Origin of the sequence: Mucilaginibacter sp., from assembly GCF_028288205.1 — a bacterium.
In the GTDB taxonomy this organism is placed as follows: domain Bacteria; phylum Bacteroidota; class Bacteroidia; order Sphingobacteriales; family Sphingobacteriaceae; genus Mucilaginibacter.
Genome location: NZ_JAQBOD010000058.1, coordinates 25281 through 44592, shown reverse-complemented (window position 1 = coordinate 44592; position 19312 = coordinate 25281). Strand labels below are relative to the sequence as shown.

Below are 19312 nucleotides of genomic sequence, written 5' to 3'. Positions count from 1 at the left end.
AAAATTTACCGCAGACCGCAAAGAAGGCACAAAGACCACAAAGGCCAATGGTTACTTTGTTGCTATTTACTGTTAATGACTTTTGATACAGCCGGATTGACTATAATGACTAAATTATGCAGCGGTCAAATGTTTTTCTATACTGCTCAATAACACATTTATATCAAATGGCTTGGCTATAAAATCATCGGGGTTGCCGTTTTGTTTGCGGGTATCGGTAACCGCGTGGCTGGCCGAAAGTAAAATAACAGGTATATTATGTGTTTCTTTTTTTGCTTTTACATTCCGGCATAATTCGCGCCCGTCCATATTGCCCAGCATAATATCCAATATAATAAGATCGGGATGATTCTTTTTTATTCTATCAAATAAAAAGTGGCCATCCGCTAAAGTTTCTACTTCATATCCTGAATCTTCCAATATAAATTGTAAGATTTCTAATATGTCTTTATCGTCATCAACCGCCAATATTCGTCGCATGGGTGTATTGTATTAAGTCCCTTAATAAAAAAGGTATAGGAATTATTGTTATGATAACAATTCCTATACCACATATTAATTTTAGCACAAATTAGCTGGTATGTTTAGTAAACTATTTATTTAATGCTTGTTATTAAGCACATTATAAGTCATTAATAGCCAAAAATTTGTTTTAAATCCGGTTTTATCAGCTCGCCATATTTTTTAAGGTCACTATCGCTCACACGTTTGTCTGATGCTACTATACAGTAAGTGTATGGTTTATCTTTTAATTGCGTGCTATGGAAATTTTTAATAGTTGCAAAATCTATTTTATCCAGGCTGTTAAAAATGGTTTTTCGAGCATCATAATTTAAACCCATACGTTGGGCCGCCAGGTAATTAAACAAAATATCTTCCTGCGTAATACGTTCGGTTTCTAATGATTTACGGATATTATCCCTTGCGCCGGTCACTCCTTTTTCAGATTCGGGCAAGTTATTAAGTAATTCATTCATGGCTTTAATTGCATCGTTCAATTTATCGGCCTGTGTACCTACATAACCTAAAAAGTAATTACGATCATCTTTTTTAACCGGTGGCGCATAAACAGCATAGGCCGAGTAAGCAAGTCCTTTTGCTTCGCGTATATTTTGTAAAACTATTGATGTGAACCCACTGGTACCAAAGTAGTTGTTAAATAATTCAACTTCGGGAGTTTGAGCAGGATTATACTCATTTTCATTACGTATCCAGTAAATCTCTGCCTGTACCATATCATAGTTGGCAAATAATACCTGGTTGCCGGTATTAACTACTCTTGTAAACTGTTTTTTTGCCGGATAAGGAGTAAAGACAGCAGGTGTTTTATGCACTTGTGATAAAGTAAGCGCTGCCTGCATAGCCGTTTGCGGTCCATAATATAATATAGTGTGCTTATAATTATTAAGTGAATGCAAAATTTTCACCAGGTCATCAGCTGTTATGGCATCTAATTCCTCATCGCTTAACGCATAATTAAACGGATTAGACGGGCCATATTGCGCATAACTTCTAAGCCCGGCTGCAATTGTCGCTTTATTTAATTTGGAATTATCTCTTGCTTTTTTTAAACGTGTTTTAAGCCCGGCCAAAGCTTTTTCGTCAGGCTGGCAATTGGCCAGCAGGTCTTCGTATAATTTGGCAGTTGCTACAAAGTTTTCCTGCAAACCGTTAAAGCTAACCTGTGTAATTTCGGTACCGGTTGTTATAATTTGGTTTTGATTAAATGACGCTGCCAGTTTATAAAACTCTTTGCTAAAGTCTTCGGCTGTTTTTGTTTTGGTACCTAAAAATTGCAGGTATTGGGCAGCAATAGGTAATAGCTTATTGTTCCAGCTACCCATATCATAACGATAGTATAGCCTGAAGATGCTGTTGTCTTTATTTTGGACAGCTAAAACATCAATATTACCGGCTTTAGCTCTTTGTATATTTTTTTGGTAATCAAGCCAAACCGGTTTTACAGCAGTTGATGGTATTGAATTAATTTTTTTCAGGTATTCAGATTGTGAAGTAGCGTTGACTTCAACCGGGGTAATAGCCGGTTTTTCAACCTTTATTATATTTTTATCCTCACCCTGGTGTTTGTAAATAATTACATAATCATTTTCATTAAGATATTTATTTGCAAACGCTACAATTTGCGCTTTGGTTATTTTAGAAAGTTCATTAATTGTAGCAATATCGGTACGCCAATCAACGCCCGAAGTAAAGTCGCTCATCAGGTTATTAGCCCTGTTTATGTAACTTTCATTATCTACTATCTTGTCTTTTTTCGCGTTGTTTACTATAGATGTGATCAGGTCATCCGAAAATTCACCTTTTCTTAATTTACTTATTTCAGCAAGCATTAAGTCTTTTACTTCATCTAATGATTGTCCTTTAACCGGATTTCCGCGTAATAATAAAACGCTGTAATCTTTTAAAGTATAATCACCGGCCGATGCACTTAATAGTTTTTGTTTTTTAACCAGGTCAAGATCAAATAAACCGGCCTTGCCATTAGTAAGCATTGAACCCATCAGATCGAGCAGGCGGGCATCACGTGTGCTGGCGCCCGGAAAACGAAATGCAATAGTTAAGCTTTCAGGATTTGGGCCATAAACATCACGTTTAACAGGGCTGACGATAATTTTTTCCGGTTCAAAAGTATAAGCAGGAATAGGTTTTGGCTTCATGTAGCTAAAATGATCATCAACTTTTTTGATCACTATATCCGGATTAAAATCACCCGAAAGTACAACACCCATATTATTAGGCACATAATAAGTATAATAATAATTGCGGATAGCATTTAAAGAAGGGTTTTTTAAATGCTCAATTGTACCTATAGTGGTTTGCTTGCCATAGTTATTGTTAGGGAACAGGGCAGCAAACATGGCCTCGTTAACTTTCCGGTTATCATCATCCAGTGTACGGTTCTTCTCCTCGTAAACGGCTTCCAGCTCGGTATGGAAAATACGCATTATGGGATTACGGAAACGCTCTGCCTGAATCGTCAAAAATTTATCAATAGAACTACTTGGGATATCTTCTGTATAAACAGTTTGCTCAAACGAAGTAAAGGCATTGCTGTTTTGCCCGCCCATGGATGCCATCATTTTATCATACTCGTTGGCTATGGATACCTTTGCCGCCTCGCCTGATGTTTTGTCAATTTCTTTATATATCTCTTTTCGTTTGGCTTCATCCTTAGTAGAGTTATATTGCTCATACAAGGCATCTATCTTATCTAAATATGGTTTTTCTTTGGTCCAGTCTGTTGTGCCAAATTTATCAGTTCCCTTAAACATCATATGCTCCAGGTAATGTGCAAGGCCGGTATGGTCGGCCGGGTCGGTCTTGCTGCCTGCTTTAACCGCTATGTATGCTTGTATGCGCGGCTGTTTATTAGTAGGACTTAAAATAACGGATAAGCCGTTTTTTAAAACATAAAAACGGGAGTGGGTAGGGTCGCCTGTTACGTATTTATAAGTGTATCCCCCGGAAGTAGCTTGTTTCCAGGTAATAATGCTTTTGCTTTGAGCTTTTAAGTTTGACGCAAAAGCAATCAATACAAAACCAATCAATAATAATTTTTGTTTCATGTTATAGGTTTAAAAAATAAATGTATTTAAAAATTTTAACTATAAAAATAGGAGGGGGCATCAAAAGTGATTTTGTGGATAAAACAACCCTTTAAAGGCTAAAGCATGTTTAAGTAAATAAGACGAAAAATCAATTCGCATGTTACCAGGAATTTGCATGGATTTTAATACTAAATGTTACATGTAAATAAACCTTTGTAAACAGTTTTACTCTAAAAATCAGTATTAACTAAAAACAACTTACACTATAATGAAAAAAATTCTCTTTTTAGCTATCGGCCTGCTGGTTGCGGGCTCAGTAAGCGCACAACGATATTATCATTCTCCGCGCAACAACAGAAGCGATAATGGTGATTTTTATCAACCCACGGTAGGTTTTGAGGTGGGTGTAAACATATCAAACTCAATTAGTTCCTATAATTCAAATTATAGCACTGGTACTTTAGCCGGGCTTAATGCGGGTGTTACATTTAATTTGCCTTTAATTTATCCGTTATCTTTCGCTCCTGAAGTATTGTACTCGCAAAAAGGATATACTGCTGCTACGCAAGATGGAAGTTTTACCCAACGTACTGATTTTATTGATATCCCGTTATTGGCTAAATTTAAAGTAGGGCCTGCATTTAACTTTTATATTGGCCCGCAGTTGTCGTATTTGCTCTCTACTACAAATACTTATAACGATGGCTTTACCATATCAAGCGAGCAGTATTACGAAAATAACGATGGACACAAATCATTTTTAGATGGAGTTATTGGAGTAAGCTTTGATATTAACCGATCGGTTGATGTACATGGCAGGTATACTATTGACCTGCAACAAACAGATAATTATGGCAATACATACGTGCCCGATTACCGTAACCAGGTTTGGCAGTTTGGTTTAGGCTTTAAGTTTTAATTTACCATTGTATGAATTAAAAAGGCTTAAGAGATTTTTCTTAAGCCTTTTTAATATACGTCATCGTGCGTACCTATATCTAACAATAATATATTTTCAACATTGTCTTTTTCAATAGTGAAAATAATGCGGCAGTCATAGCCACATGAACAAGCTAAATATGCTGCCAGCTTTCCACTTAGTTTGTGTGTTCTTAGGGTTGGGTCAAGCATCATGCTGTAATTTTTGTAATGCTTTGGCAATTGAGTTTTTTAATGCCTGATTTTTGTTTGTAAACTTTTGATAAGATTTTTCGAAAGCTTTTGATAATACCAGTTTTCGCTCCGAAGGCATAGGATATTATAGCGTATTTAATTTTTCAAGTACCTCGTTGACAGTTTGGGGCTGTATTTTACCTGAATGATATTCTTTTAAAGTTTGTTTAGCTGTTTTAGCCATTTTATTACGACGTGCTTCTATTTGTCGTTTTTGCAATATCTCCAATAGCATCTCCCTGGAATTAAAATCCAGTTGCATGATTTTTTCTAAAGTTGAATCTATTATTACCATTTTAAGCTCTTATATGCAAAAATACATAATTCAAAACATATAATTAAGTGTAAAAATGTAAAATGATTATAAAATAAAAGCCGGCTCTTTTAAGGCCGGCTTTTATTTTATAATGAGTTGCTGCAGATTAATAATCTGAGTTTCCTTTATTGTTTCCTCTATCGCGATAGCTTCCGCCACCGCTATTACCTTTATCACGATAGCTTCCGCCGCCGCTGCCTTTATCGCGGTTGTAACCACCGCCACCACCGCTGTTGCCGCCACGATAGCCACCACCACTATTTCCGCCACGGTTGTAACCACCACCGCCACCATAGCCGCCACCGCTTGGTCTGTCGGTCTTTTCTTTGGCTTGGCTTACAGCAATTGCTTTGTCAAGTATTTGTTTTTCATCCAGATTAGTGATCGCGTTTTGAGCTTCATCATCATTTGGCATTTCAACAAAAGCATAGCACTTGCTTCTGCCGGTTTCACGATCCATGATCAGGTTAACAGAACCAACTTCGCCATACGTGGCAAATAACTCTGTAATGTCAGCCTCCTGGTATTGATAAGGAAGCTTGGCGATAAAAATTTTCATTTAATGATTTTAGTTAAGTTATAACAATAGTAAGCATTATAATTAAAAATAGTGCGTGTGTTATTTGAATATTTTATATATGCTTTATAACAGGTAACACATGCATGTTTTTATTGTTTTAAGCTGGTGAAAATTTAATTAAAATAAAAAAATAGTATCGGAAATGAGTTAAGAGATGAGGCTGTTAACTTTTTCAACCAGTTCGGTTAAATCAAATGGTTTGTTAATAATGGCATCGCAGCCATAATCAAAAAGTTCATCATCATGATTGATGTAAGCAGAGAATATAATAACCGGCGTATCTTTATATTTAGGATGACATTTTATTTGCTTGCAAAGTTCGCCACCATTCATACCCGCAACACGGTAATCTAATATTACCAGGTCGGGATTAAATTCTTCAACAAAAGGCATAACATCTTCTCCATTAGAAGTGCCTTTTACATCAAATTGTTCATAGGCAAGTGTTTCATGAACAATATCCAGTATGTCTTGATTATCGTCTAATATTAAAATACGTTTTGACATTGATAAGGATTAAATAATCCGAAAATTTTTAAAAATGAGATGTGCAAATTAACCTTTGGGCGCGGAAAAAATTTTTCGACAGTATAAAACAAATATAATTTATTTTTTTTGTTTCATTAAATTTAATAAAAATTAAAATATTTTAATAAATAACTAAAATGCCTCACCCAAATTTAATAAAAAGGCAGAATAATCTTTACTAAATCCATAGTCAAAATCAATATTGGTGTTTGATTTTTTGTTAAATTTTATACGTAACCCACTACCTCCGGCAGGGTTCCAGTACTTAAAGTTGCGGGTGTTTAACTGTGTAGCAGCGTTTAAATTGGCAAATATTACAAAGCCTAATAAACCGTTGGCGGTAATATCGCGCCGGTATTCGCCCTCCAAATAAAAGAGGCTTGAGCCACGATAACGATTTTGTTCAATACCACGCCCCGAGCGCTGGTAAGGATCCATACCTATAGCCGGTAAACTTAGGTACGGCACACCCGGCGAAATAGCCGTCCAGTAATATGTCCAAAAAGCTAAAATATTTTTAGGGCCCGAATGTGTTAACGCGATATATTTACGTACATCAATATATAATGACTGCCAGTTGTTGTCGCTACCTAAAAATACCGGGTTGTACCTGTAAACTAAATTGGCGTACCAACCCGGCAAAGGGTTAATGAGGTTATTGCGGGTATCATACAGCAAATTTACACTGGCCCCTGCCGACAATGAATTTTGATCCATTTGGGTGCCATACTTATAATTGGTGAACTGGCGCAGGGTAGTATTGGTGCCATTAGCACCATCTATATCAATATAATAATCCATGTTATAACCAATACCGGCAAAGAAGTATGACGTTATACGCTTAAGCGCACTTTGATACAAACGCAGGTATTTATAGTTAACTAAATATTTATCTTCAGCCGGCCTGTCACCGCCAAGCCCCCAGGTATATTGCGGGTATACCATAAAACGGGTATCGCCCTGTATATTGTAGCTATTATTATTTAGCCAGATACTTGAACGTATGGGTAAACCATAACGCCCTTTAAAATTGAAATAAGGTGTAAAATTAATTGTGGATAGATAGGTAGTATGCTGATTGCCCAAATAATAACCAACAGTTGTAGATGTGATCAATACTTTACCATCTGATGCTCCGGAAGAAGAAATAGGCAGTATAGAGAAGTAAAACTTCTTTTTTTCCTGGTCCGATATCGGGCGTGATTTGATGTGAAAAAGTGAGCCGGCTATATCTATCAGGTCGCTTTTTTTAACGGTATCTGTTAGGTGTTTTATCTTACTGCTATCGGCTTGAGCCTTTAGCAAAACAGGTAATAAAAATAAAAAAATAACTACAGGTAACCTTTTAACCATTTAATCTTTAACGTAAATTTTTGTTGCATGGTTTATCTTAATGCAGGTAAAATTTATAGTAAAATGCTATTAAAAATAAAAGCCTGTAACAGTAGCTACAGGCTATAATAAGTTTAGTGAGTTATTATTAATGTTTTTTTTGATAAACGTAAGCGTTTGGATAATGACCATGTTTACGATAATAGGCCGCCCGGTAAGCAGCGCGTCTTTTTTTCTCTTCATGTTTACGGTGCTCATTGCCTATAATGTAACCGCCACCTGCACCTATTGCACCTCCTATTAAAGCGCCGCCAACATTATGGCCAATAAGGCCACCCGCAACAGCGCCGCCGGCACCGCCAATTATAGCACCCTTGCCTTGTGAGCTTATGCCCTTATGTTGTTCTTGAGCTTGTGCAAAATTGCCTGTTATAAGCAATAGTGAAGTAATTATTCCGGTATATACAATTAACTTTTTCATGATGTGTATCTGATATTAATATTTATTTAATAAATGCTAATCAAATAATAAGCCAAAAGATATGAAGGTTGGAAAAAAGATTAAACATTGGCTATTAAAAATTAGTTGTATGTTTTTAAGGTCAATTATTAAGTAAATTACGATAATTTAACTATTAAATAACCAATCTTTAATAGCCAATCTTCAATCTTCAATTGCGATATTTGCCGAAATAAGAGAATCGTTTTCTTCTCTTGATTTTATGACTAAACAACGTTACTTTTTCACTGTATTAATATTGGGCGCGCTTACTGCCCTGGGTCCTTTCTCTATTGATATGTACCTGCCGGGCTTTCCTGCTATTGCAAAATCGTTCCACACAACCACTGCCCAGGTTTCGCTTTCATTATCCAGTTTTTTTGTGGGATTAGCTGCCGGGCAATTATTATATGGCCCGTTGCTGGATAGGTTTGGACGTAAAAAACCTTTGTATGTGGGTTTGATATTATACATCATAGCATCGGCAGGTTGTTATTTTTCAACCGGCATCGAGGCTTTAATACTACTGCGTTTTATACAGGCTATTGGTAGCTGCGCGGCGGGTGTAGCATCAATGGCTATGGTGCGCGATATTTTTCCATTAAAGGATAACGCTAAAATATTTGCCTTGTTGATACTGATCCTGGGTGCATCGCCTATGATAGCACCTACTGTTGGCGGCTATGTTACCGTAGTTTTTGGATGGCATTTAATATTTGTGATATTAGGTGCAATGGCAGTGTTAATATTGCTTACCGTTATTTTTTGTTTACCCGAAAGCTATAAGGCCGATCCGGCCTATTCGTTAAAACCTAAACCTATTATAAATAGCTTTTTACTGGTGCTTAAAGAACCTCAATTTTATACCTACGCATTTGCAGGCGCTTTCGCGTTTGCCGGTTTGTTTGTTTATGTTTCGGCTTCGCCCATTGTATTTATGGAAGTTTTTAAGGTGAGCGCCAAAACTTACGGATGGATATTTGCCACGCTGTCTGTAGGGTTCATCGGTTCGAGCCAGGTGAATAATTTGTTGTTGAAAAAATACAAAAGCGAGCAGATCATTTGGGTGTCTCTAACTGTACAAGTTATTACAGCCTTAGTGTTTTTTATAGGCAGCCTTTACAATTGGTTTGGATTGGGCGGTACCATTGGTATGATATTCATTCTGTTATGCTGTGTTGGTACAACCAGCCCTAACGCTTCGGCTTTGTCGCTTGCGCCGTTTTCAAAAAATGCGGGTACCGCATCGGCATTGTTAGGCGCCTTGCAGTTAGGTTTAGGGGCTTTGGCTACTTTGGGCGTTAGCATTTTTAATAGTCATTCGGCAGTGCCAATGGCTTCCATAATGGAGGTATCAGCCATAATAGGTTTATTGATATTGTTTATTGGCCGCAAACGGATAACCCACAAGGTAGATGTATCGGCTTCGGCAGGAGTGGGGATGGCGCATTAGATAAGACTCAAAAGCAGCGGGTTGTGTAATGAGCGTAATAGCCCATCAATTGACATTATTGATCCTTATATCAACAACGTTTTCGCATTAAAAAAAGGTGATGTAGTGTTTCACAAAATAATGAAACACATGAAACACTATTTTAGGTTAACTTATTGATAATTAATAATTTGACAAAATGAGTGAAACACTTTGAAACAGTATAAAAGCTTTAAGTAAAGCAGCATAAATAGCTTATAATAAGAAGTTTATGCTGTTTTGTTGATTTTTGCAAATTTAGGGTGAAACACCTGATGTGAAACACTTTTTTTCAAAAAATCAAACCGCCTCAGCCATGTCTGCGAGCGACCCCGCCGGGCAATACTATTGATGTGAATTTGTATGACATACGTTTAGTAAAGGTCTTCGCAACGGTCCCTCTATCAAGAGCAGAACTAAAAAAACGTCACACCAGCACCTCATCAATTATCCCAAACTCTTTCGCTTCGCTGGCTATTAACCAATGGTCGCGGTCGCATACTTCATGTACTTTTTGATAATCCTGTCCGCTATGTTTAGAGATAATATCATAAAGCTCTTTTTTTACCTTCAATACCTGTACCGCGGTAATTTCAATATCAGATGCCTGGCCCTGCACACCGCCCAATGGCTGGTGCAGCATAACCCGCGAATGGGCCAGGGCCGATCGCTTGCCTGCCGCGCCTCCGCATAACAATATGGCGCCGAAAGACAGGGCCATCCCTGTGCAAATAGTGGCTACATCCGGGCTTACCAACTGCATGGTATCATAAATACCAAACCCGGCATATACTTCGCCACCCGGCGAGTTAATGTACATGTGAATGTCTTTCTTTGGGTCTGTTGATTGCAGGAACAGTAATTGGGCCTGTACAATGTTAGCAATATTAGCCTCCACAGGCGCCCCCATAAATATGATACGGTCCATCATCAGCCGTGAAAATACATCCATTTGCGATACCCGCATTTCGCGTTCTTCGGTTATGTAAGGCGTCATCGCTGTAGGAATACTGCTCCTTTCAACGCCCGAAATATAATTATCTACACGATCTGTTTGGACATGGCAATGCCCCACCGCGAATTTGCGGAACTCGTTTTTATCAATATTCATATCGTTTTTGGTTTATTGTTTACTAAAAAGCTGCCATATTTTTTGGCTGAAGCTTAGATGCTCCGGTTGGGTAAATAGCTTGTTATGTACCAGGGCAATTTCTTTTTTTAATTGACAGCGACCGTATTGCTGTATGGTATCATACGCCTTTTGCTGCCATATAACTTTATCGGCCAACTCATTGTCCAGCATCAATCGGGCCTCAAATACTAAAGCGCTGCCGGTATCTGCGGTGCCAAATAAATGCGCCTCTATCTGCCTGGTTTCATTCCATGAAGTCATCATACGTTAATGCTTTTTCTTTAATGGTCTCTCTAACTTTTTCCAAACATTTATACTTCTGTACGGTGGCCGAACGTACGCCCGAGTAGCCAAACTCATTCGCCAATTCTGTTAAGGATTGCTTATCGTAATAAAACCCTTTTAAAAGTTCCATGCACTTTTTACCCGCAGTTTCTAAAAAGCGCATCAGGCGGTTGCTTGACAAATATTCGTCCTCATCTACCGAACAATCAATATTATCCAAAGGGATATTTTGATTGTTCTCTTTATATCGCTTTATCCACAAGTACTTAGCTGTGCCCACCAAATAAGCGGTGTCATTATTTAATGCGGTTTGCGCGGCTATTGCTTTTTCATAATAAATAATCAACGCGTCCTGAAAAACGTCCTTAGCTTCATCAAACGAGCCACCCATACGGCTGATGTATTTAGCCACAACCGGGAAGGCCTGCTTATAAAGCCCGGTGAAAAGCTCTTGCCGCTTTTCGGCTATATGATTTTGGTTGCTGATACCTGGCATAAATGTCCTTTTTATAGATATGTATAAAATTATGGGAAACTATCACCTTTTTATTTTTATTTTTTTAAAAAACTGCAATTTTTCACTTATAATGGTTCTTCGTCACTTTTGGTGGTATTATTTTTTAATTATCTTTGTTATTATGCAAACAACCTACAGATTAAAGGCACAAGAGATTAGTATGGCTTTTTTGAAGTCCCTGAAAACCCTGTTTGCAGGCCAAGAGGTTGAAATTACAATCAAGTCTGTGAAACCGAAAGATCAAAAGCACTATGCTAAGGATAATCATCAATTAGCTGAAATGATTAGGGAAAGTCGTACGAACGCCCCTGTCATATCCCCGGATGTAGATATTCGCGCCCTTATTGATAAATCTCAGTATCCTGATCAGTAATGATATGGATTATATTGATACCGACGTATTAGTTCATTCATTGGTCAATCAAAATTTCAACCTGCACTTAAAAGTGATCGATATGATTGACGAAATTAATAGCAGTAACCGGTTTTTAATATCATGGTTAAGCATACAGGAAATAGGATTCGTGTTAGCCAAACTGAACCAGCCTACTGCATTTATTACCTCGAAACTGGGCGCTTTAGTATCATCCCTGCCTGTTGGGTATGGCAGTTCTGAATTTACCCGGGCGATGGGATTAGCGGCGGTTATCGGCTACAAAAACTTTAACGATTGTCTGCATACGGCTATTGCCGAACAATATTGTTCCGACCTGTACACTTGCAATTATAAAGACTTTAAACGCATCCAGCCCCATACCTCTTTAAATATTCATTTTTTATAACCATTAATTGTATTGTCATATTTCAGCACCACCAAAAGTGACGAAGAACCATCAAAAAGAAAAATTATAAAAACTGCCTACTGTTTAACTGCTGTAACTTCAGATCCGTCCGTTCCTTTGGTCGAAAATATTAATCGTTTATCGGTCAGCTCTTCCACATAAAATGGAAATTCCCTTGTCTTTCCATCAGCTAAAATTTCTTTTACTATGATATTGCGACCGTCCATCCTGAAAGTACCATGCGATAATACTTTGCCATCCCAAAATATCAATAAACTATCTTTTATAGTGAATTGAATGTATGGCGCCTGTTCTCTTAAGGTCATGGCATTTACACTATCCGGCGGATTAGCGTTAGGGTTTTGTACTCTTATATATTTCCATTTGCCATATAGGTCTTCGGGTTTTACAGAGGGTTTACAAGAAACTAAAAATATTGAACAAAGTATTATTAGCGGGATATTTTTTGACATAGTGATACAGCTTTATCCCGAAATTATAAATAAACCTGCAAATTGGCTATTTCTTTTTTTGTCCTTCTTTTAAATTTTTTTCAGCCTTTTTTACTTCATCTTTCTCACTTAAAGGAAAATCGGTTTTTATCTCTTCGTGAGATGAAGTTTTTTTTGTGCCGATATTTTTTTTAGTTGATTTAGATTGGGATGGAGTTCTCATAAGCTGGTAATAATTTAATGTTACAGGGGTAGGGGGCAGCCTGTATTTATTAAAACTATGAAAAATGGAAAATGTTTACGGCTGTTGCTTGTTAGTTTGACTTTCAGCCAACGGATAAAGTGTATTTTCCACTTATATTAACCTAATCGTACCTGTCATCAAACGATAGTGAGAAATGACAATTAGTTTTGTTGCCCTGCCTTTTTTAAACTATCCGCTTTAGCTTTTGCCTTCTTTGTAAAGAACCCTTTAAGTAAAAAATTATGTTGCAACGCTTCCAGGTCCTCATTTGCCTTAACAGAACTTTTTTGAAGATTATCTATAGTGCTTTGCAATTGTGCCGCAGATTTAGGATCATTCAATAAAACGCCTATAGCATTATCTGTGCGGTTAAATTTATCAGTTGCTTTCCGCAAATTATCAGTGGCCGCGGCCCCGTTAACCGCTGCCTGATGAAACTGGTTTGCTGCCGATTTAATTTGACTAAAGGTTGCAGTATCTGTAAGCAGCTTATCAGCAAGGCCGCCTTTTGCATTCATTTTAGTGCTAAAATGTTCCAGCTGATCTGCTAAACGGGCAGTGCTGGCGCTGGTTTTTTCAAAATTGCGCATAGAATTACGTAATTGTACAGCCAGCATACTATCGGCCATTAAAGTACCTACGGTGCCTTTGCCTTGTAATATTTTACGACTTAATAATTTAAAATCGCCGGTTATAGATAGTAAATTTTGATTGTTTTGCTGTAATACCTTCAGCATATCATCAGTTGATGTTAGTTTTTCGGTTTGTAAAACATCACCATCCTGCACAATAGGTGCCTGCGGACTACCACCATCAATTACTATAATTTTATTACCTATTAATCCGTCTGATCCGATATGGACGCCCGCGTTGCGATGTACGTATTGCTGTGTGCTTTCATCAATACTCATGCGCACATCAACACGTGATGGGCCTATGAAGCGAATTTTGCTGATGCTGCCCACCTTAACGCCCGAGAACCAAACGCTGTTACCGGTTTTTAACCCGGATACATCGTCAAACACCGCGCTGATGTGGATACTCTTTGCAAAGCTTTTAGACTGGTTGCCTAAAGTGAAAACGCCAACAATAAATACAATCAATCCCAGGGCTAAAAACAGCCCTACCGTTATTGCACGTTTGTTATCTGATGAATCCATATATTTTATGTAAATCTATTGTATAAAATTGTAATCAAAAAATGGTTTTACCCTTTCGTCCTTAGTATCAAAAACTTCCTCAAAACTTCCCTGGCGCTGAAACTGGCCATCCAGCAGCATCGCTATCCTGTCGCCGGTTTGTTTGGCACAGGTAAGATCATGCGTAATAATGATAGATGAGGTATGATAACGCTCCTGAACTTCATTTATCAGCTCATTAATTTCAATACAGGTAATAGGGTCAAGCCCGGCTGTAGGTTCGTCATACAGCATAATTTCCGGATTCAGTATCAGCGTACGGGCAATTCCAATACGTTTGCGCTGCCCGCCCGAAAGTTCAGACGGCATCTGGTTAATGGTTTTGCTCAGGCCTACTGCTTCTAATACGGTCTCAACAGCCTTATCTACTTCTTTTTGTGTTAAGTTTCTGCGATTACGTACCAGCGGAAACTCCAGGTTCTTACGCACGGTCATACTGTCATATAACGCACTGTTTTGGAACGAAAAGCCAATGCGTATGCGCAGTTCCTGCAATTGTTTGTCTGTTATTGCATTAATATCCTGTCCAAGTACTTTTATTTGACCATTATCAGCCTTTAACAGGCCCGATATAACTTTTATCAGCACTGATTTACCCGTACCTGACCGGCCCAGCACCACCAAGTTTTCGCCCTGGTAAAGCTCCAGGTCAATACCGCGCAAAACTTCATTCTCCTCAAAAGATTTTTGCAATCCTTTAATAGTAATTACCGCGTTATTATAGTCTATTGGTGCTTTTGCTTTATGCATAATTTTTATTAGCGAAACCAGCTGCTTATTTGTACAATAACAATCTCTTCTATAAATATTAAAAACATGGCAGTTACCACGGCACCATTGGCAGCTTTACCAACCCCTTCGGTACCCTTTGTTGAATTATAACCCTGGTAACACCCCACAATACCTATTGTAAAACCAAATACAATTGATTTTATGAGCGATGCTGTAAAATCAACAAATGTAAGCGGGTCAAAAACCTGCTGCATATAGGTGCTGTAGCTGGTTCCTTCGTTAGTTGCTACGTTTACATAACCACCCAATATGGCTATAAGCGCGGTATAAGTAGCCAAAATTGGAATTGTTAATGTGGTAGCCAAAACACGGGTACACACTAAAAATTTAAACGGTTTGGTGCCCGATACTTCCATGGCATCAATTTGCTCGGTAACGCGCATTGAGCCCAACTCGGCACCAATGCTTGAGCCAACCTTGCCCGCGGCTATTAATGCAGTTACCAATGGAGCAAGCGCGCGCATTATAGCTATTGATACTAATGATGGCAGCCATGATGTAGCGCCAAACTGACCCAATGACGGGCGCGATTGTTTGGTAAATATTAATCCTACTATAAAACCTGTTAATGATATTAAGGTAAATGAGCGCACACCTACTTCATAACATTGGCGTACAATTTCTTTAAATTCAAAGGGCGGCACAAAAGCTTCTTTGAAAAACCGGATGATGAATTTATTTATATCATAAAGACTTAAAAAAAAGTTTATGATCCTTTTACGGGGTTTGACCTTTTTTTTAAGTTGAAGAGCTGTGCTGTTTTCAGTATCCATTAATGATGGCAAAGGTATTACTTTACAAGATATTGCTGATATATTCTACAAAACTTATTGATATTGTTTGATATCTGCTAAATATTAAACATATATTTTGTTTGACAAAGGTATACTTGTTTGTGTTACGATAAAGTCAAATAATATTATAGCCACAATAAAACCATTGCAGCGTTTAATCCTTTCTATTGCATAAAGGATAATATATATGAACGCATATCAACAAAAATGGCTGGACCTTTTGCACAGTACCAACCTGCCCGGATGGGAAATTAAAGCTTTAGAGGATGGAATTTATATAGAAATGCCGCACGTTACCGACCTTAAACTGATAAGAGATAACCTGCCGGAAACCCTGGGTACAATGTCGTTGGATATTGATATGCCAAAATCACGCCTCAAGTTTCATTTTCACAACGGGCATGAAAACTTTGAATATATTTTGAACCCGAATGAAGAAGATTTGAACGAGGAATAGCAATTAACAATCGCCGCCAACCTCGCAACTATCGCCCTCAATAACATCAAGCTTTGGTTGTTTATTGGTTGCTGCCCACTCGCTGTATGATTTCTGTAAAGTTTGCAAAAACACCGGCACAGCCTGTGCACCCGATACGCCAAATTTATTATCCATTACAAAAAACGGAACGCCGTGTATACCTAACTGTTGGGCCTGTGCAATGTCCTGTTTTACATTGATGGCGTATTTGTTTCCGGCCAAAGTATGTTCAACTTCGGCTTTGTCCAAACCTATTGATTCACCTAATTCTGCTAAAGTATCGTAGTCGGCAATGTTTTTGCCTTCGGTAAAGTAAGCTTTAAATAAACTCTCTTCGGCCTCGTCGCCTAAACCATTTTGCTTGGCCAGGTGCGCAAAACGATGCGCGTCGAAACTATTGGCTACCACCGCTTTGTCAAAATTATAAGTTAAACCAACTTCGGCAGCCATTTGGGTTACCTGGTCGTTCAATTGTTGGGCGTGGTCAAATGTCCAGCCTTTTATATCAGCTAAGTATTGGGTGATATTTAGGTTAGGATCAGTCTTTAAATCAGGATTAAGCTGAAAGCTTTTCCATTCTATTTCCACCTCATCTTTATGCTCAAATTGTTGTAAGGCATCCTCGAACCTGCGTTTGCCAATATAGCAAAACGGGCACATCACGTCACTCCAGATCTGTATTTTCATAACACAAAGTTAGTTTATGCTTGAAAACCAGCGTAACGCTAACGTAAAATTAAGGCTGACTGCTTAAAGATTTGACAACTTTTAAAAAGTTGTCAAATCTAAATGTTGGTTATGCGAATGAATGTTATTTAAAATTATACTTCAACATCACTCCGCCATAAAAATTAATCCCTGAAGAAGGATTATAAAAAGTTGGCGGATTACTGCTGGCATCGGCATTAAAATTTATCCATGAAGAATACTTAGCGTTCAACATATTGTTTACGCCCCCAAATACATCCAGGCCAAATTGACCAATTGGGATATGATAGCCTAACTTTGAAGCCAGCAATGTGTAAGCGTGCTGGTAATAAGTATTCTTATCGTTAATTGGCGTTTTGCTGATGTAATTTAAAACTGCATTGAAATATATACCCGGTTTAGTTTCCAGATCTATGCCGGCATTAAACATATTTGGCGATACCCCGGTTACTTTTTTGCCGCTATTATCAGTTTGTATAGTAGTCATGGTGTTGCTTATATAGCTTTCTTCGATGTAATTTTTAAAACGATAATCGCTATAGGCATAAGTTATCCACGGCTTTAATAAAGTAATGGCCCGGTTAGCGTCATGTATCGCTAAATAGGACAGAGACAGTTCCAAGCCCTTTTGTTTGGTTGCACCGGCATTGCGGTAATTAGAACGGCCATTGGCCAAATAATAGGGCAGGATGGCATTGTTCAGATCCATTTGATATACAGAAGCATCAAAGTTCAGGGTTTCATTTAAAATAGTACCCCTTAACCCAAGTTCATAATTTACGCCTTTTTCTGCATTAAGGGTTTTGTTAAAGGTGCCATCGCCATTATTAACTTCTGATATAGTTGGCGGCGAAAATCCATAGCTTACGCTGGCATGTGCAGCCACATTTTTACCGAACAATTTAACTAAAGCTACACGCGGTGATATAGTGGAAGAGAAATTTACTACACCCGTATAATTGTTATGGGTAGCGCTTTGTGGTATAAGGTCGGTTACGTTGTAAGATAAGTTATTGATGCTGCTGCCTAGGGTTAGCAGGAATGAAGCCGGCAGATCAAATTCAGCCTGTGCAAACAGGATGTTAGATTTTGATGTGATCTGATTACTGCTTTGCAACGCACCGGGCTCGGGCCATGTGCCGGGTACGTCATTGGTTACATTATAAGTTCCGTTAAGCAAATTTTCTACCTGCACTTCATCGCCAATAGTAAAGCGGGTTTGCACATTACCTATTTTTGGTGAAAAAGAGAACCTTGTTCTGCCGCCATATCCCCCGGTTGATGATTTTAAAAAGCCATTATAATAAATGCTCTGTCCGTAAGGGTGGTTAAGCGTTTGGTTATCGGTGTAAATACTTGTTGTATTGGTAAATACATCGCTAAACTTATAATCCTGTGCTATACCCGCTACGGTGTAAGTATACTTATTAACTCCTATCTTATTATCAATAGTAAATTGCACCGCTTTTTTTGGTGTGTTGATGGCCCAGGTACTATCCACGCTGCCTGCAATGCCAAAATTGCCTTCGTCATGATTAGCAATTACGGTGATAGTGCGCTTAGGCCCATCATAAAACTGACCGAATACATTTATCGCGTCCTTATTACTCCATTCGTTTTGGCGGTAACCATTGTAGGTTTGATGCACATAATTGGCCGATAAATTAAAATTATTACTACCGGTTTTATAAGTAATACTTGATCGCGCCAGGCCAAATGAGCCGCCGGTAAAGCCTGCATTCAGACTATTCTCGTCAAACTGTGGCTTATCGTTTTTAAGCAGGACCACACCGCCCGTGCCCGCGCCGTATATGCTGCCGGCAGGGCCCTTAATGATCTCGATACTGCCAATCTGCTCCGGATCAACGCTTAAGGAGTGTGATGCCGAATTATCCGGCGAAGTAAGCGGGATATCGTTCCAGTACAGTTTAATGTTGCGCAAACCATAGGGGTCGCGCAGGGCGCTACCGCGCAGGGATATTTTAAAATCGCCGGGGGCTTCTTCTTCCATCTTTACACCGGGTACAGTGTTTAGAATGGGCAGCAGATCGCTTTTGTTATTGCGTTGGATATCCCTTGATGTAAGTAAAGCAACCGCACCTGCTGTTTCCAGCAACCTGCGGTTGCTTTCATAACCGGTTACGGTAACTGTATTCAGGTTAATAGAATTAGTTGTTAAACGGATATTGATAAAATGCACATCAGTACCAACTTTTAGCTGTAAGGTTTCATATCCAATATAAGAAATAGTAACAGCGGCAATTGGAGTTGCGGAGTTAAGTTCAAACACACCGTTAATATTACTTTGTGTGGCTGTTGTAGTGCCAGTAATAGTAATAGTTGCGCCTGGTATACTTGCCCCGGTTTCTTTGTCTGTTATTTTCCCGTGGATGCTTTGTTGCGCAAATACTTGTAACGCAATAATTGCCATGTAAAAAGTAAAAAATATTCTTTTCATACC

At 38.4% G+C, this 19312-nt stretch carries 23 protein-coding genes; 5 read left to right on the top strand and 18 right to left on the bottom strand.

Going from position 1 to position 19312, the window contains the following annotated elements; translation table 11 throughout:
- Window positions 1–114: 114 nt before the first annotated feature.
- Window positions 115–480 (bottom strand): response regulator, encoded by a 366-nt coding sequence (locus JWR23_RS14680; protein WP_299516929.1) that lies wholly within the window; start codon window positions 478–480, stop codon window positions 115–117.
- Window positions 481–632: 152 nt separating this feature from the next.
- Complete coding sequence (locus JWR23_RS14675; RefSeq protein ID WP_299516927.1) at window positions 633–3587, bottom strand: pitrilysin family protein; 2955 nt, start codon at window positions 3585–3587, stop codon at window positions 633–635.
- A gap of 250 nt (window positions 3588–3837) precedes the next feature.
- On the opposite strand from JWR23_RS14675, the gene JWR23_RS14670 reads away from it, so the two are divergent.
- Window positions 3838–4488 carry a porin family protein gene (locus JWR23_RS14670; RefSeq protein ID WP_299516925.1) on the top strand — a complete coding sequence of 217 codons (651 nt, stop codon included), beginning with the start codon at window positions 3838–3840 and terminating at the stop codon, window positions 4486–4488.
- Between the two features lie 50 nt (window positions 4489–4538).
- On the opposite strand, the gene JWR23_RS14665 is transcribed toward JWR23_RS14670, so the two are convergent.
- From JWR23_RS14665 to JWR23_RS14640, 6 genes are all read right to left on the bottom strand, one after another.
- Window positions 4539–4730 carry a hypothetical protein gene (locus tag JWR23_RS14665; protein ID WP_299516923.1) on the bottom strand — a complete coding sequence of 64 codons (192 nt, stop codon included), beginning with the start codon at window positions 4728–4730 and terminating at the stop codon, window positions 4539–4541.
- Between the two features lie 97 nt (window positions 4731–4827).
- Window positions 4828–5004, bottom strand: a complete 177-nt coding sequence (locus tag JWR23_RS14660) for a hypothetical protein (protein ID WP_299516922.1) — start codon at window positions 5002–5004, stop codon at window positions 4828–4830.
- Between the two features lie 160 nt (window positions 5005–5164).
- Complete coding sequence (locus tag JWR23_RS14655; protein WP_299516921.1) at window positions 5165–5617, bottom strand: RNA-binding protein; 453 nt, start codon at window positions 5615–5617, stop codon at window positions 5165–5167.
- Window positions 5618–5785: 168 nt separating this feature from the next.
- On the bottom strand, window positions 5786–6145 hold the full coding sequence (locus JWR23_RS14650; protein ID WP_299497724.1) for a response regulator: 360 nt from the start codon (window positions 6143–6145) through the stop codon (window positions 5786–5788).
- Between the two features lie 153 nt (window positions 6146–6298).
- Window positions 6299–7519 (bottom strand): BamA/TamA family outer membrane protein, encoded by a 1221-nt coding sequence (locus JWR23_RS14645; protein ID WP_299516920.1) that lies wholly within the window; start codon window positions 7517–7519, stop codon window positions 6299–6301.
- Between the two features lie 127 nt (window positions 7520–7646).
- Window positions 7647–7979 carry a glycine zipper domain-containing protein gene (locus tag JWR23_RS14640; RefSeq protein WP_299516919.1) on the bottom strand — a complete coding sequence of 111 codons (333 nt, stop codon included), beginning with the start codon at window positions 7977–7979 and terminating at the stop codon, window positions 7647–7649.
- 241 nt (window positions 7980–8220) lie between these two features.
- Here JWR23_RS14640 and JWR23_RS14635 point away from each other — a divergent pair, with 241 nt between their 5' ends.
- Entirely contained in the window at window positions 8221–9450 is a 1230-nt protein-coding gene (locus tag JWR23_RS14635) for a multidrug effflux MFS transporter (RefSeq protein ID WP_299516918.1), read from the top strand.
- 445 nt (window positions 9451–9895) lie between these two features.
- On the opposite strand, the gene JWR23_RS14630 is transcribed toward JWR23_RS14635, so the two are convergent.
- The 3 genes from JWR23_RS14630 to JWR23_RS14620 are packed head-to-tail and all read right to left on the bottom strand — an operon-like array spanning window position 9896 to window position 11381.
- Complete coding sequence (locus tag JWR23_RS14630) at window positions 9896–10579, bottom strand: ATP-dependent Clp protease proteolytic subunit (RefSeq protein ID WP_299516917.1); 684 nt, start codon at window positions 10577–10579, stop codon at window positions 9896–9898.
- 12 nt (window positions 10580–10591) lie between these two features.
- Entirely contained in the window at window positions 10592–10864 is a 273-nt protein-coding gene (locus JWR23_RS14625; RefSeq protein ID WP_299516916.1) for a hypothetical protein, read from the bottom strand.
- Window positions 10845–11381, bottom strand: a complete 537-nt coding sequence (locus tag JWR23_RS14620; RefSeq protein WP_299516915.1) for a sigma-70 family RNA polymerase sigma factor — start codon at window positions 11379–11381, stop codon at window positions 10845–10847. Before JWR23_RS14620 ends, JWR23_RS14625 begins: the two co-directional genes overlap by 20 nt.
- A 31-nt stretch (window positions 11382–11412) precedes the next feature.
- On the opposite strand from JWR23_RS14620, the gene JWR23_RS14615 reads away from it, so the two are divergent.
- Both JWR23_RS14615 and JWR23_RS14610 read left to right on the top strand, forming a co-directional pair.
- Entirely contained in the window at window positions 11413–11775 is a 363-nt protein-coding gene (locus tag JWR23_RS14615) for a hypothetical protein (protein ID WP_299516913.1), read from the top strand.
- A complete protein-coding gene (locus JWR23_RS14610; protein WP_299516912.1) occupies window positions 11747–12184 on the top strand; it encodes a PIN domain-containing protein in 438 nt (145 codons plus the stop codon). Before JWR23_RS14615 ends, JWR23_RS14610 begins: the two co-directional genes overlap by 29 nt.
- Before the next feature lie 77 nt (window positions 12185–12261).
- On the opposite strand, the gene JWR23_RS14605 is transcribed toward JWR23_RS14610, so the two are convergent.
- The 5 genes from JWR23_RS14605 to JWR23_RS14585 all read right to left on the bottom strand — a co-directional run bounded on the left by JWR23_RS14605 (window position 12262) and on the right by JWR23_RS14585 (window position 15644).
- Window positions 12262–12657 (bottom strand): hypothetical protein, encoded by a 396-nt coding sequence (locus tag JWR23_RS14605; protein WP_299516911.1) that lies wholly within the window; start codon window positions 12655–12657, stop codon window positions 12262–12264.
- 46 nt (window positions 12658–12703) lie between these two features.
- Window positions 12704–12859: a hypothetical protein gene (locus JWR23_RS14600; protein ID WP_299516909.1), complete on the bottom strand. Its 156-nt coding sequence runs from the start codon at window positions 12857–12859 to the stop codon at window positions 12704–12706.
- 182 nt (window positions 12860–13041) lie between these two features.
- Window positions 13042–14040 carry an MlaD family protein gene (locus tag JWR23_RS14595; protein ID WP_299516908.1) on the bottom strand — a complete coding sequence of 333 codons (999 nt, stop codon included), beginning with the start codon at window positions 14038–14040 and terminating at the stop codon, window positions 13042–13044.
- Window positions 14041–14055: 15 nt separating this feature from the next.
- Window positions 14056–14829 (bottom strand): ABC transporter ATP-binding protein, encoded by a 774-nt coding sequence (locus tag JWR23_RS14590; RefSeq protein ID WP_299516907.1) that lies wholly within the window; start codon window positions 14827–14829, stop codon window positions 14056–14058.
- An 8-nt stretch (window positions 14830–14837) separates the two neighbouring features.
- Window positions 14838–15644 carry an ABC transporter permease gene (locus JWR23_RS14585; protein WP_299516905.1) on the bottom strand — a complete coding sequence of 269 codons (807 nt, stop codon included), beginning with the start codon at window positions 15642–15644 and terminating at the stop codon, window positions 14838–14840.
- Window positions 15645–15852: 208 nt separating this feature from the next.
- On the opposite strand from JWR23_RS14585, the gene JWR23_RS14580 reads away from it, so the two are divergent.
- The gene (locus tag JWR23_RS14580) at window positions 15853–16122 is read left to right on the top strand and encodes a hypothetical protein (RefSeq protein ID WP_299516904.1); all 270 of its coding nucleotides are present in this window, start codon (window positions 15853–15855) and stop codon (window positions 16120–16122) included.
- A 3-nt stretch (window positions 16123–16125) separates the two neighbouring features.
- On the opposite strand, the gene JWR23_RS14575 is transcribed toward JWR23_RS14580, so the two are convergent.
- Both JWR23_RS14575 and JWR23_RS14570 read right to left on the bottom strand, forming a co-directional pair.
- The gene (locus JWR23_RS14575) at window positions 16126–16830 is read right to left on the bottom strand and encodes a DsbA family oxidoreductase (RefSeq protein ID WP_299516903.1); all 705 of its coding nucleotides are present in this window, start codon (window positions 16828–16830) and stop codon (window positions 16126–16128) included.
- Between the two features lie 124 nt (window positions 16831–16954).
- Complete coding sequence (locus JWR23_RS14570; protein ID WP_299516901.1) at window positions 16955–19309, bottom strand: TonB-dependent receptor plug domain-containing protein; 2355 nt, start codon at window positions 19307–19309, stop codon at window positions 16955–16957.
- Window positions 19310–19312 lie beyond the last annotated feature (3 nt).

Bases quoted from the DNA above. Each gene is read 5' to 3' on its own strand.
- JWR23_RS14680 (WP_299516929.1), bottom strand. From the start codon at position 480: ATGCGACGAATATTGGCGGTTGATGACGATAAAGACATATTAGAAATC.
- JWR23_RS14675 (WP_299516927.1), bottom strand. From the start codon at position 3,587: ATGAAACAAAAATTATTATTGATTGGTTTTGTATTGATTGCTTTTGCG.
- JWR23_RS14670 (WP_299516925.1), top strand. From the start codon at position 3,838: ATGAAAAAAATTCTCTTTTTAGCTATCGGCCTGCTGGTTGCGGGCTCA.
- JWR23_RS14660 (WP_299516922.1), bottom strand. From the start codon at position 5,004: ATGCAACTGGATTTTAATTCCAGGGAGATGCTATTGGAGATATTGCAA.
- JWR23_RS14655 (WP_299516921.1), bottom strand. From the start codon at position 5,617: ATGAAAATTTTTATCGCCAAGCTTCCTTATCAATACCAGGAGGCTGAC.
- JWR23_RS14650 (WP_299497724.1), bottom strand. From the start codon at position 6,145: ATGTCAAAACGTATTTTAATATTAGACGATAATCAAGACATACTGGAT.
- JWR23_RS14645 (WP_299516920.1), bottom strand. From the start codon at position 7,519: ATGGTTAAAAGGTTACCTGTAGTTATTTTTTTATTTTTATTACCTGTT.
- JWR23_RS14640 (WP_299516919.1), bottom strand. From the start codon at position 7,979: ATGAAAAAGTTAATTGTATATACCGGAATAATTACTTCACTATTGCTT.
- JWR23_RS14635 (WP_299516918.1), top strand. From the start codon at position 8,221: ATGACTAAACAACGTTACTTTTTCACTGTATTAATATTGGGCGCGCTT.
- JWR23_RS14630 (WP_299516917.1), bottom strand. From the start codon at position 10,579: ATGAATATTGATAAAAACGAGTTCCGCAAATTCGCGGTGGGGCATTGC.
- JWR23_RS14625 (WP_299516916.1), bottom strand. From the start codon at position 10,864: ATGATGACTTCATGGAATGAAACCAGGCAGATAGAGGCGCATTTATTT.
- JWR23_RS14620 (WP_299516915.1), bottom strand. From the start codon at position 11,381: ATGCCAGGTATCAGCAACCAAAATCATATAGCCGAAAAGCGGCAAGAG.
- JWR23_RS14615 (WP_299516913.1), top strand. From the start codon at position 11,413: ATGGGAAACTATCACCTTTTTATTTTTATTTTTTTAAAAAACTGCAAT.
- JWR23_RS14605 (WP_299516911.1), bottom strand. From the start codon at position 12,657: ATGTCAAAAAATATCCCGCTAATAATACTTTGTTCAATATTTTTAGTT.
- JWR23_RS14600 (WP_299516909.1), bottom strand. From the start codon at position 12,859: ATGAGAACTCCATCCCAATCTAAATCAACTAAAAAAAATATCGGCACA.
- JWR23_RS14595 (WP_299516908.1), bottom strand. From the start codon at position 14,040: ATGGATTCATCAGATAACAAACGTGCAATAACGGTAGGGCTGTTTTTA.
- JWR23_RS14590 (WP_299516907.1), bottom strand. From the start codon at position 14,829: ATGCATAAAGCAAAAGCACCAATAGACTATAATAACGCGGTAATTACT.
- JWR23_RS14585 (WP_299516905.1), bottom strand. From the start codon at position 15,644: ATGGATACTGAAAACAGCACAGCTCTTCAACTTAAAAAAAAGGTCAAA.
- JWR23_RS14580 (WP_299516904.1), top strand. From the start codon at position 15,853: ATGAACGCATATCAACAAAAATGGCTGGACCTTTTGCACAGTACCAAC.
- JWR23_RS14575 (WP_299516903.1), bottom strand. From the start codon at position 16,830: ATGAAAATACAGATCTGGAGTGACGTGATGTGCCCGTTTTGCTATATT.
- JWR23_RS14570 (WP_299516901.1), bottom strand. From the start codon at position 19,309: ATGAAAAGAATATTTTTTACTTTTTACATGGCAATTATTGCGTTACAA.